Genomic DNA, 10,721 nt, shown 5'->3' with positions numbered 1-10,721 from the left:
GCGCCCGGGCGCGCGAGCGCGGCCGTCGGCAGCTGGGCACCCTGGGCTCGGGCAACCACTTCCTCGAGGTGGGCTGGGTCGACGAGGTTTTCGACGCGGAGGCCGCCGCGGCCATGGGGCTGCGCCAGGGCACGGCGACGCTGATGATCCACACCGGCAGCCGCGGCTTCGGTCATCAGGTCTGCGACGACGCCGTGCACGCCATGGTCGGCGCCGCCGCCCGTTACGGCATCGCGCTGCCCGACCGCCAGCTCTGCTGCGCACCCCTGGACTCGGCCGACGGCCGCGCCTACCTGGGCGCCATGGCCGCGGCCGTGAACTTCGCGTTCGCCAATCGCCAGATCATCGCGCATCTCGTGCGCGGGGCCGTGGGCCGGGTGCTGGGCGCCGGGGCCGCGGACGGGCTGCGCACCGTCTACGAGGTGGCCCACAACATCGCCAAGTGGGAGGAGCACGTGGTCGACGGACGGCGCCGCCGTCTCTGCGTCCACCGCAAGGGGGCCACGCGCGCTTTCGGACCGGGCCGACCCGAACTGCCGGAGCGCTACCGCGCCACCGGCCAGCCGGTGCTCATTCCCGGCGACATGGGGCGCTGCTCCTACGTGCTGCGCGGCACCAACCAGGCCATGGCCGAGACCTTCGGTTCCGCTTGCCACGGCGCCGGACGGGTCATGAGCCGCAAGCGGGCGCTGAAGGCGGGACACGGCCGCGACCTGCTGGCCGAATCGCGCGCCCGCGGCGTGACCCTGCGTGTGACCGGGAAACGAACCCTGGCCGAGGAGATGCCCGAGGCCTACAAGGACGTGTCCGCGGTGGTGGATACGGTCCACGACGCCGGGCTGGCGACCAGGGTCGCCCGTCTGCGACCGCTCGTGGTGGTCAAGGGGTAGACGGAACGTATCAGACTCGCGACGCCAGCACCACGCCCGCCCACGCCGCACCCAGGCACAACAGCACCGACAGGCCGACGTTGAGCGCCGCCCGCCAGACCGCCCCCTCGCGCAGCAGGGCCAGGATCTCGTAGCTGAAGGTGGAGAAGGTGGTGAACGCGCCCAGGAAGCCGATGAGCAGGGCGGTGCGGGTGACGGGGCTGAGCGACCAGCATTCCAGGCTCAGGGTGGCCAGCAGGCCGATCAGGAAGCAGCCCGCCACGTTGACGGCCAGCGTGCCCAGCGGGAAGCGCGCGCCGGCCCAGCGCTGCACCAGACCGGATAGTCCGTAGCGCGCCACCGCCCCCAGGTCGCCGGCCAGGGCGATGGTCAGGACGCGGGTCGCGCGGCGGCCTCCGCAGAGGGAACGGCCGGTTCCGGCACACGTATCCGCAGGCAGATGAAGAACCCCGCCACGGCGATGGCGCCGGCCAGCAGGAAGACCCAGCGAAAACCATAGGTCTCCCAGATGTATCCCGACAGGACGGGCAGGCTCATGGCCACCACGTGATCGATGGTGATGCCCATGCTGATCGTCGGGGTGATCTCGCTGGGATCGTCGGCGATCTTCTTCAGGTAGGTGGTGCGCGCGATGCGCAGGGCGAAGAGCACGCTGTCCAGCACGTAGGCCCCGTAGAGCAGACGCAGGTCCCAGGGCGTGCCGAGGATGTCCGAGGCGAAGGCATAGGCCAGGCAGATCAGCAACAGCATGACCTCGTCCGCGGCCAGCACCACACGCTCGCCGACCCAGTCGATCACGTCGCCCAGCAGCGGCCGGAACAACACGCCCAGGGCGGCGGCGATGAAGTACAGCAGGGCGATGGTCGACACCTCGACGCCGTGGTTGCGCACCAGCACCCAGCCGCCGAAGGCCAGGAAGATCTGCTTGCGCACGCCGAACAGGGCGCTGATGGCGTAGAAGATGCCGTATTTGCGCTTCCAGATCAGGCGGCGCGACCGCGCCGACGTCTCCCCCACCCTCAGGCGCGCGTAGTTCCAGCCGGCCAGGACGGCGGCCAGCGCCGCCAGGCCGTAGAAGAGGTCGTAACGGTTGCCGGCCAGTTTCGCGAGCAGGTAGACGCCGCCGACACCCACGATCACGCCCAGGTTGCGCGCGCCGCCGAGCTGGCCGAGCCGATGACCCTCGTTGCCGTGCTTCGCCAGGTGGAGGCCGAGGGGGCCCTCCACGGCGAAGATGATGTGGTCGCCCAGGCTCCAGACGATGATGAAGACGACCAGCAGCACCGTGTCGCGCGCCATGATGCCCAGGCCGAGCGCGCCGGCGGCTGTCAGGACCATGGCGACGGCGGCCATGCGTGTCTCGCGCATGAAGCCCAACAGCAGCGCCGAGACGAACATGATGGCGAAGCCCGGCAGCTCGCGCGGGAACTCGAGCCAGCCGCGGGCGGCGGTGTCCAGGTCGTGGATGTCGCTCAGATAGTTGTTCAACGTGGAGAGGAAGATGCCGCTGGCCGCGCCGAAGCAGAGCGTGGCCAGCAGCAAGCGGCGAAAGTCCGGCCCGATGCCGGCCAGCCTCAGCAGGGTGCGCCGGACCATCAGGAGCTCTTGCCGTAGTTGGGAGCTTCCTTGGTCACGTGGACGTCGTGGGGATGGCCTTCGCGCAAGCCGGCGCCGGTGATCTTCACGAAACGGGCCTTGCGCTGCAGGTCGGCGATCGACGCGGCGCCGCAATATCCCATGCCGCTGCGCAGACCGCCGACGATCTGGTAGAAGATGTCCGCCAGCGCCCCCTTGTAGGGAACGCGACCCTCTATGCCCTCCGGCACCAGCTTATCGGGATCGGAGACGCTCTCCTGGAAGTAGCGGTCCTTGCTCCCGTCCTGCATGGCCGTCACCGAACCCATGCCGCGATAGGTCTTGTAGACGCGGCCCTCGAAGAGGATCTTCTCGCCCGGCGCCTCCTCGGTGCCGGCGAACATCGACCCGATCATGACGGTGTCGGCGCCCGCGGCGATGGCCTTGACCACGTCGCCCGAGTACTTCACGCCGCCGTCCGAGACGATGGGCACGCCGAGTTCGGCCGTGACCCGCGCCACGTCGAGGATGGCGCTGATCTGGGGCACGCCCACGCCGGAGACCACGCGCGTGGTGCAGATCGATCCCGGACCGATGCCCACCTTCACGGCGTCGGCGCCCGCCTCGACCAGCGCCGCGGCTGCCTCGCCGGTGGCGATGTTCCCGGCCATGACCTGCTGGTCCGGATAGCGCTGCTTGATGGCGCGCACCGCCTTGATCACGTTGCGGGAATGCCCGTGCGCGGTGTCCACGACCAGCAGATCGACGCCGGCGACGACCAGCAGATCCACGCGCTCCTCGACACCGCGTCCCACACCCACCGCGGCGGCGCAGAGCAGGCGTCCCTGGGCGTCCTTGCTGGCGTGGGGATAGTCGATCCGCTTCTGGATGTCCTTAACCGTGATCAGGCCGCGCAGCTCGCCGTCGCCGCTGACCACCAGCAGCTTCTCGATGCGGTGCTCGTGCAGCCGCTCGGAGGCCTCCTCCAGGGTCGTGCCCTCGGGGACGGTGACCAGGTTCGCGCTGGTCATGACCTCGCGCACGGGCCGGGTCGTGTCGCGGCAGAAACGCAGGTCGCGATTGGTGAGGATGCCCACCAGGCGCCGCCCCTCGGTGATGGGCACGCCCGAGATGCGATTCTCGGCCATCAGGCCCAGCGCCTCGTGGATGGGCCGGTCGGGCGCCAGCGTGATGGGATCGGTGATCATGCCCGACTCGCTGCGCTTGACGCGGCGCACGTGCTCGGCCTGCACCTGCGGCGAGAGGTTCTTGTGGATCACGCCGAGACCGCCCTGGCGCGCCATGGCCATGGCCAGCTCGGCCTCGGTCACGGTGTCCATGGCCGACGAGAGCAGGGGCGCGTTGAGGACGAGTTCGCGGGTCAGGCGCGTGGAAGTGTCGATGTCGCGGGGAATGACCTCGGAGTAGCCGGGCACCAGCAGCACGTCGTCGAAGGTGAGTGTCTCCGGAAAACGGGCGTCGTCCGGTCCGCGGCCCTGAACGTTCATGTGCAGCGTCCTTTTGTCTCGCGCGCCCCAGCCCCGGGCGACAGCCCGCTACGGCTTGAGCACGCCGATGAAGGGCAGATTGCGGTACTTTTCGTCGTAGTCGAGACCGTAGCCGATGACGAACTCGTCCGGGATCTCGAACCCCCGGTAGTCGATGGGCACGTGCACGATCCGGCGCGACACCTTGTCCAGCAGGGAGCAGACGCGAATGCTGCGCGGACTGCGGGTCTCGAGCAGCTCGAGCAGATGGTTCAGCGTCAGTCCCGTATCGACGATGTCCTCGACGATCAGGACGTCGCGGTCGGTGATGTTGGATTTGAGGTCCTTCTCGATCTTGACCACGCCGGTGCTCTCGGTGCCGCCGTGGTAGCTGCTGATGGCCATGAAGTCCATTTCGTGATGGATCGAGATGTGCCGGGTCAGGTCGGCCAGGAACACGAAGGCGCCCTTGAGGATGCAGACCAGGACGGGCTGGCGGTCCACGTAGTCGCGGCTGATCTCGGTGCCCAGCTGCTGGATGCGCTTCTGGATGTCGCCGGAAGCGATCAGGATCTTGTCGATCAGGGGATCGCGCAGGGCCAGGGCCGCGTCGTCGAACTGCATGGGACGCCTCCGTTGCTCGCGGCCCGGCCTAGCCGTGCCGCGCCTGGATGATCGCCGCGATCTTGGCGGCGATCAGGTCGATGGCCACCTGGTTGTGCCCCCCCTCGGGGATGATCAGGTGCGCGTATTTCTTGGTCGGATTGACGAACTGCAGGTGCATGGGCCGCACGACCTTCATGTACTGGTCGATGACCGATTCCACGCTGCGCCCGCGCTCGCGGGTGTCCCGCTTGAGCCGCCGGATGAACCTCTCGTCGGCGTCGACGCCCACGTAGAGCCGGATGTCCATCAACTCGCGCAACGGTTTCGCTTCCAGCACCAGGATGCCCTCGACGAAGATGATGTCCGCCGGCTCCACCCGCCGCGTCTCGGGGCGCCGCGAATGGGTGGCGTAATCGTAGACCGGCACGTCCACAGCCTCGCCGTTCTTCAGCATCTTCAGGTGCTCGACAAGCAACGCGGTGTCGAAGGCGTTGGGATGGTCGTAGTTGATCTTCGCGCGGTCCTTCAGCGAGAGGTGCGAATTGTCGCGGTAATAGGAATCGTGATGGATGATCTGCACTGTCTTGCCGGGCGCGGCCTCCTGGACCCGCAGCGCGACGGTCGTCTTGCCCGAGCCCGTGCCTCCGGCAACGCCGATGATCACCGGAGGTGGAGATTGTGGCGCATGGTCGTTCATGAGCGGGAAAGATACCACACCATTCGACGGTGTCAACGGCGCCCGTCCAATGGGGCGTATCCCTGGCTGCGCGTCGCGTCTCGACGGTGTGCCGAGGGAGGCTCGGGGAGGCCCGGCGTTTGGCCTATTCAAGCGGCTTGCGGACTGCTAGGTTCTGTATCCCGACGGACCAGAGGAGATACGATGGACCTGGGCAATCTGACATCGCTGCTGGGCATGGCCGTCCTGCTGGGGCTGGCCTGGGCGCTGAGCAACAACCGCCGCCGCGTGCGCTGGCGGCCCGTCGCCTGGGGGATCGGCCTGCAGTTCGCCTTCGCCCTGCTGCTGCTGCGCACCCCCTGGGGACAGACCTTCTTCGCGGGCGCGCGCGTCGCCGTGGCCCGCGTGCTGGGCTTCACGGACGCCGGCTCGGCCTTCCTCTTCGGAAACCTCTTCCGCACCGACGAGAACCTGGTCCGTTACATCACGCCGGGCCCGGAGGGCGGCTACATCCAGGTCGTCAACTCGGCAACCGGCGACCTGATCCCCCTGGGCACCGTCTTCGCGATCCACATCCTGCCCACGGTGATCTTCTTCTCCAGCCTGATGGCCATCCTCTACCACCTGGGCGTCATGCAGCGGCTGATCGCGGGCATGGCCTGGATCATGCGGCGGACCATGGGCACCAGCGGCTCGGAAACCCTCTCCTGCGCCGCCAACATCTTCGTGGGCCAGACCGAGGCGCCCCTGGTGGTGCGCCCCTACATCAAGACCATGACCAACTCGGAACTGATGGCGGTGATGTGCGGCGGCTTCGCGACGGTCGCCGGCGGCGTGATGGCGGCCTACGTGCGCTTCGGCGTGGATGCGGGTCACCTGCTGGCGGCCTCGGTGATGTCGGCGCCGGCGGCCCTGGTCGTCGCCAAGATCATGTTCCCGGAGATGGAAAGATCGGCCACCGCCGGCGAGGTCAAGCTGGCCGTGCCGCAGGAATACGCCAACCTCATCGACGCCGCCGCGGGCGGCGCGGGCGTGGGCATGAAGCTGGCCGCCAACATCGGCGCCATGCTGCTGGCTTTCGTGGCCCTGGTGGCCATGATCAACGCGGGGCTCGGCCTGGCCGGACTGTCGCTACAGGAGATCTTCGGCTACATCTTCGCCCCGCTCGCCTGGACCATGGGCGTGCCCTGGAGCGAGGCGACCACCTTCGGCAACCTGCTGGGCACCAAGATCGCCGTCAACGAGTTCCTGGGCTACGTGGAGCTGCAGAGGGCCGTCGAGGCCGGCGCCCTCTCGCCGCGCAGCGTGGTGATCGCCACCTACGCCCTGTGCGGCTTCGCCAATTTCAGCAGCATCGCCATCCAGATCGGCGGCATCGGCGGCCTGGCGCCGGAACGACGCAGCGACGTGGCGCGGCTCGGCCTGCGGGCGATGTTCGGCGGCGCGCTGGCCAGCTGGCTGACGGCGACGATCGCGGGGATCCTCACGTCATGAACAGGAAGTAGGGATCAGTCCCCGGACGCGACATCCTCGTCGTCAGCGGCGGTATCGATGGTGATCGCACCCAGGGATGCCGTCCGGTCCCAGCCCCACAGATCGAAGAAGCGGGCCCGACCCTCGAGCCGGAAGTGCTCGGCGAAGCGGGTCCGCAATTCCTCGGGAAATATCTCCTCGTGGGGCGGATACCAATTGGGCAGCGAGAAGGGCTGCTGCTGTCGCGGCACGAGCCACAGGTCGATCACGCCCGCTTCGATGGCATCGATGGTCGCCGGGGAAAACTCACGGTATGCGCGCCGGGAGTCCATGATCGAGATGGCGTCGAGCAGCAGGGGCTGTCCCGCGAAGATGAGCAGGGGCCGCAGGTTCGTCCAGTGGAAATACTGGCCGTCGCCGCCGTAACCCATGCTGATCGTACGCCCGGGATGAGTGGCCAGGATCTCCCCGATCTCGGCGGTGATCTCCGAGGAATGCTCCATCAACGAACTGGCCAGCCTGGCGCTGCGATAACCGGACACGGAACCCGAGACGATGGCGGCGATCAGGAACGACATGACAGCGCCCAGCCGCCAGGAGATGCGCATATCGGGAAAGAGCAGGCCGCGCATACCCTCGGCGGGCCACAGCCTGGCCGCGAAGACCATGTTGATGGGGATGATCGGCAGCAGGTGTACCTGTCCGGCGCCCGGCTTCATGGCCAGCAAGATCACGACCAGATTGCCCACGATCCAGACCAGGATCAGATCGCGGCGCATCCAGGGCCGGTCCGCGGGCCAGCTGCCGCTGGAGAGCGGCACCAGCACCGGCACGGCGAAGAACAGCGCGCGCGAGAGCAGGTGGGGCAGGGATTCCAGCTCCAGCCCGTGGTGGGCGGATATCTCCAGCCAGGACAGGTAATTCAAGAGCGAGATGTTGTCGTGCAGGACGAAGGGTGCCACCACGACGACAAAGCCCAGGCCCAGGGCCGCGACGGTCGCGCGCCAGCCGTGGTGTTCGTCGAGCAGCGTCAGCACCGGCAGCATATACAGGAGCGAATGGAGCTTGAGGTTCACCGCCAGGCCGACTCCCAGGGCCGAGCCCGCCACCGCCAGGACGCGCCGGGGTGATCCGGCGCTGTACATGCCCAGGCACACCGCGGCGAGCAGATAGGGATCCGCGCGCACGAGCATCGACGAGGTGCCGCAGGTCCAGTACAGCAGGACCGCGATCGTCGTCAAGCCCAGGGCCAGCGTGTTGGAGACCCAGCGGCGGATGGTCAGGTACAGCAGGGTCAGGGAGATGTACAGCGACAGCAGCGAGCCCACCTTCGAGGCGAAGATCGAAGGGCCCAGCAAATCGAGATAGAAGCCGGTCACGAGATAGATGGCCGGTCCGTAGAGCGCGCTGTACTGCTGGGCGGCGTCCGGCGCGTGGTACAGCTGGCCGCCTGTCTTCACCCACCAGGCGACCGTCGTCACCATGGCCTCGACATCGCTGGCGTAGCCGTCGTGGGTCATGTACCAGAAGCAGGTCGTCAGGAAGGAGATGAAGACGCCCGCCGTGACGATGACCAGCACCGGCCGCATCTTGCGCCACGATTCATCGGCATTGCCCAGCACGTTCCTCGACCGGCGTCGCGTCAACAACCACAAGCCCAGCAACCCGATGCTCGTGAACAGCGGATGCTGGGAGCAGAGGATCATGAAATCGAGGAACGGACGTATGATCATGGGGCTCCAGCTGCGGTCGGGTTCCCGGTCGCAGAACCGCCAGAGTTGTCATCCTGCGCACCCGTGACGCTTTCCCTCGCACATCGCGCGCGAAAAGTCAGCAGGCTGTTCATCATAGCACGCGCGCCTTCTTCCTACCGCCTACGATTCTATCAAGTTTTGATATATTGTCAACATACGGCAGCCCGATCGTGAATCGCCGACAGCAATTCACGGCTGGCCCGGCAGGACCAGGGATGCGCGTCCATCAACGACCAGAATTCGGCGACGTCGCGGTGGCCGGATCGATGGTAGATCAAGACCTGCAGGAACTTGTCCAGCTGGTCCGCATCGTGGACGAGCTTCGCCTCGGCGGTCTCCGCCGCGGCGTACTCGCGCCAGGTTTCCTCCCATCGTTCGGCAGATCTCGTCCCCTCGACCAGCTCCCGGAGAATTGAAGCTTCGGCAGCTTGCTTGGCCCCCGCCGGCAGGTACCGCGATGCGGGCGCGGGCATGTCGCCCATGACCGCCTCCGGCAGATCGTGCAGCACCGCCATGGCCAAGGCCCGGCCCCGGTCGAGCGGTTCGTCGACCAGATCCAGCAGGATCAGGACGATCAGCGCGACGCCGTGGCTGTGGGCGGCGATGCTCTCCGGCGCCTCGACGCCGCGCAGGAGCCAGCCCGTCCGCGGCAGATGCTTCAGACGAGCCGACCGCGTCAGCAGATCCACGACGCGGCGGAGTGTGCCCTCGGTCATCTCGGTCTCCCGTCAGTGCAGGGCTCGGCCGCAGCCCGTGTAGAGCCGGCCGTCGAAGGTGATCCCGGCCGTCGTCGGATACGCGACATCGCCGTCGTCGAGGCAGGGTTCGCCGGTGACGACGATCACGATCTCCCGACCGTCGTCCGCCGAGCGCCAGGTGGTGCGGCGCGCGTCCCGGTCGATCTCGGGGGTCGCTGCCGGGAAAACGTAGCGGGTCCCGCCGTAGCCCGTGATCCAGACGATGCGCTCGGGCCCGATCTCCAGCACCCAGCCCGGCTCGTTGCCCAGGGCGCGGTAGGACACGCCGCGCAGCTTGGCGTCCTCCCACTTCGACAGCGCGGGGTCCAACACGCAGTTGCGGAGCCGCTCCCCCGCGACCTCGAGCGTGGCCTCCCGCGCGCTGCGGCGCCAGTAGACCACCTCGCCGTCGCCGTAGCGTTCGCCGGCGGGGGCGTCGAGGCGGGGCAGGCGCACCGTGCGTCCGGGCAGCAAGACGGTCACCTCGTCCACGCCGGACAGGTTCGCGTCGTGGACGACCATGACGGTGCCGTCGTCGCAGTCGAAGTGGTAGGCCTCGGGCGGGGCCGTCCGGAAGGTGTCGCGGATCTCCGTCCCCGCGGCCGCCCGTTCGTCGGCGCCGCCGCGACAGCCGACGGCGCCCGTCCAGCAGGCCGCGAGGGCGAGAATCGTGAGCGAGGGTCTGCGGGACATCGTGAACCTCCTGGCTGACCGGCCGTCGCCGCTGTGCTAGTTTACCCGGGTGTCCGGACCGCGGCCAGCCCGATCATCGAGGTGAGCATGCCCAGGCTTTCGCTGACACCCCTGGCGTCCTACGGCTACACGACCGAGATCACCGTGCGCACGACGGATCTGAACTACGGCGGACACCTGGGCAACGACCGCCTGCTGGCCCTGCTGCACGAGGCGCGCGTGGGTTTCCTGGCCGCGCACGGCTGGTCGGAACTGGACTGCGGCGGCGTGCCGCTGATCATGGGCGACGCCGCGCTGGTCTTCAGGGGCGAGGCTTTCGCGGGCGACGTCCTGCGCATCGCGGTGGGCGTGTCCGAGACCGGACGCGCCGGCTTCCGCCTCTCCTACCTGGTCACCCGCCCGGCCGACGGCGCCGACGTCGCGGTGGCCGAGACCGGCCTGGCGGGCTTCGACTACGCGAAGCGCGGCATCGCGCCCCTGCCGGACGACCTGCGCAGCGCGCTGGAGGACCTGCGTCATGAAGCCCGTTGAACGCATCACCAGCCTGCAGAACCCGCGGGTCAAGCGGCTGGTCAAGCTGCGCGACCGACGGCACCGCGAGCGCGAGGGCCTCATCCTGCTGGACGAGCCGCGCGTGATCCGCCGCGCCCTGGACGCGGGCGTGGCCGCGAGCGAGGTCTACACGTGCGCGGAACTCCTGGCCGGCGACCCCGACGCCAGGGGCCTCGCCGAAGCCCTGGCGGCGGCCGGCGCTGACGTCACCGAGCTCGCCCCGCATGTCATGGCCAAGGCCGCCTATCGCGACGATCCGGCCGGGTTGCTGGCGCTGG

Annotated in this window: 12 protein-coding genes; 4 read left to right on the top strand and 8 right to left on the bottom strand. The window is 68.4% G+C overall.

Annotated features, from left to right (window positions below; translation table 11 throughout):
* On the top strand, window positions 1–890 hold an 890-nt coding region (locus tag KJ554_07005; GenBank protein MBU0742075.1), incomplete at its 5' end, for an RtcB family protein.
* Window positions 891–900: 10 nt separating this feature from the next.
* On the opposite strand, the gene crcB is transcribed toward KJ554_07005, so the two are convergent.
* The 5 genes from crcB to udk are packed head-to-tail and all read right to left on the bottom strand — an operon-like array spanning window position 901 to window position 5,255.
* Window positions 901–1,329 carry a fluoride efflux transporter CrcB gene (gene crcB / locus KJ554_07000; protein MBU0742074.1) on the bottom strand — a complete coding sequence of 143 codons (429 nt, stop codon included), beginning with the start codon at window positions 1,327–1,329 and terminating at the stop codon, window positions 901–903.
* Window positions 1,260–2,486: an MFS transporter gene (locus KJ554_06995; protein ID MBU0742073.1), complete on the bottom strand. Its 1,227-nt coding sequence runs from the start codon at window positions 2,484–2,486 to the stop codon at window positions 1,260–1,262. The genes crcB and KJ554_06995 overlap by 70 nt, the downstream gene beginning before the upstream one ends.
* Entirely contained in the window at window positions 2,486–3,973 is a 1,488-nt protein-coding gene (gene guaB / locus KJ554_06990) for an IMP dehydrogenase (protein MBU0742072.1), read from the bottom strand. The genes KJ554_06995 and guaB overlap by 1 nt, the downstream gene beginning before the upstream one ends.
* A gap of 48 nt (window positions 3,974–4,021) precedes the next feature.
* Window positions 4,022–4,576: a hypoxanthine phosphoribosyltransferase gene (gene hpt, locus KJ554_06985; protein MBU0742071.1), complete on the bottom strand. Its 555-nt coding sequence runs from the start codon at window positions 4,574–4,576 to the stop codon at window positions 4,022–4,024.
* A gap of 28 nt (window positions 4,577–4,604) precedes the next feature.
* The gene (udk, locus tag KJ554_06980) at window positions 4,605–5,255 is read right to left on the bottom strand and encodes a uridine kinase (protein MBU0742070.1); all 651 of its coding nucleotides are present in this window, start codon (window positions 5,253–5,255) and stop codon (window positions 4,605–4,607) included.
* A gap of 183 nt (window positions 5,256–5,438) precedes the next feature.
* On the opposite strand from udk, the gene KJ554_06975 reads away from it, so the two are divergent.
* Window positions 5,439–6,728, top strand: coding sequence for a NupC/NupG family nucleoside CNT transporter (locus KJ554_06975; GenBank protein MBU0742069.1), 1,290 nt, complete (start codon window positions 5,439–5,441; stop codon window positions 6,726–6,728).
* A 14-nt stretch (window positions 6,729–6,742) separates the two neighbouring features.
* On the opposite strand, the gene KJ554_06970 is transcribed toward KJ554_06975, so the two are convergent.
* The 3 genes from KJ554_06970 to KJ554_06960 all read right to left on the bottom strand — a co-directional run bounded on the left by KJ554_06970 (window position 6,743) and on the right by KJ554_06960 (window position 9,891).
* Window positions 6,743–8,440: a hypothetical protein gene (locus KJ554_06970; protein MBU0742068.1), complete on the bottom strand. Its 1,698-nt coding sequence runs from the start codon at window positions 8,438–8,440 to the stop codon at window positions 6,743–6,745.
* A gap of 170 nt (window positions 8,441–8,610) precedes the next feature.
* Entirely contained in the window at window positions 8,611–9,177 is a 567-nt protein-coding gene (locus KJ554_06965; protein ID MBU0742067.1) for an HD domain-containing protein, read from the bottom strand.
* A 12-nt stretch (window positions 9,178–9,189) separates the two neighbouring features.
* Window positions 9,190–9,891: an MliC family protein gene (locus tag KJ554_06960; protein ID MBU0742066.1), complete on the bottom strand. Its 702-nt coding sequence runs from the start codon at window positions 9,889–9,891 to the stop codon at window positions 9,190–9,192.
* Window positions 9,892–9,978: 87 nt separating this feature from the next.
* Between KJ554_06960 and KJ554_06955 the strand changes: the two genes are divergently transcribed.
* Window positions 9,979–10,422, top strand: a complete 444-nt coding sequence (locus KJ554_06955) for a thioesterase family protein (GenBank protein MBU0742065.1) — start codon at window positions 9,979–9,981, stop codon at window positions 10,420–10,422.
* A partial coding sequence (locus tag KJ554_06950; GenBank protein ID MBU0742064.1) for an RNA methyltransferase occupies window positions 10,409–10,721 on the top strand: 313 nt, incomplete at its 3' end. The genes KJ554_06955 and KJ554_06950, both read left to right, overlap by 14 nt.

This window comes from bacterium (assembly GCA_018814885.1).
Taxonomy (GTDB): domain Bacteria; phylum Krumholzibacteriota; class Krumholzibacteriia; order LZORAL124-64-63; family LZORAL124-64-63; genus JAHIYU01.
The sequence above is the reverse complement of the archived record's forward strand: the minus strand, read 5'-3'. Positions and strand labels throughout refer to the sequence as shown.

Excerpts from the sequence above, each read along its gene's own strand:
- KJ554_06995 (MBU0742073.1), bottom strand. The coding sequence starts at position 2,486 with ATGGTCCGGCGCACCCTGCTGAGGCTGGCCGGCATCGGGCCGGACTTT.
- KJ554_06960 (MBU0742066.1), bottom strand. The coding sequence starts at position 9,891 with ATGTCCCGCAGACCCTCGCTCACGATTCTCGCCCTCGCGGCCTGCTGG.
- hpt (MBU0742071.1), bottom strand. The coding sequence starts at position 4,576 with ATGCAGTTCGACGACGCGGCCCTGGCCCTGCGCGATCCCCTGATCGAC.
- KJ554_06955 (MBU0742065.1), top strand. The coding sequence starts at position 9,979 with ATGCCCAGGCTTTCGCTGACACCCCTGGCGTCCTACGGCTACACGACC.
- udk (MBU0742070.1), bottom strand. The coding sequence starts at position 5,255 with ATGAACGACCATGCGCCACAATCTCCACCTCCGGTGATCATCGGCGTT.
- KJ554_06970 (MBU0742068.1), bottom strand. The coding sequence starts at position 8,440 with ATGATCATACGTCCGTTCCTCGATTTCATGATCCTCTGCTCCCAGCAT.
- KJ554_06975 (MBU0742069.1), top strand. The coding sequence starts at position 5,439 with ATGGACCTGGGCAATCTGACATCGCTGCTGGGCATGGCCGTCCTGCTG.
- guaB (MBU0742072.1), bottom strand. The coding sequence starts at position 3,973 with ATGAACGTTCAGGGCCGCGGACCGGACGACGCCCGTTTTCCGGAGACA.
- KJ554_06965 (MBU0742067.1), bottom strand. The coding sequence starts at position 9,177 with ATGACCGAGGGCACACTCCGCCGCGTCGTGGATCTGCTGACGCGGTCG.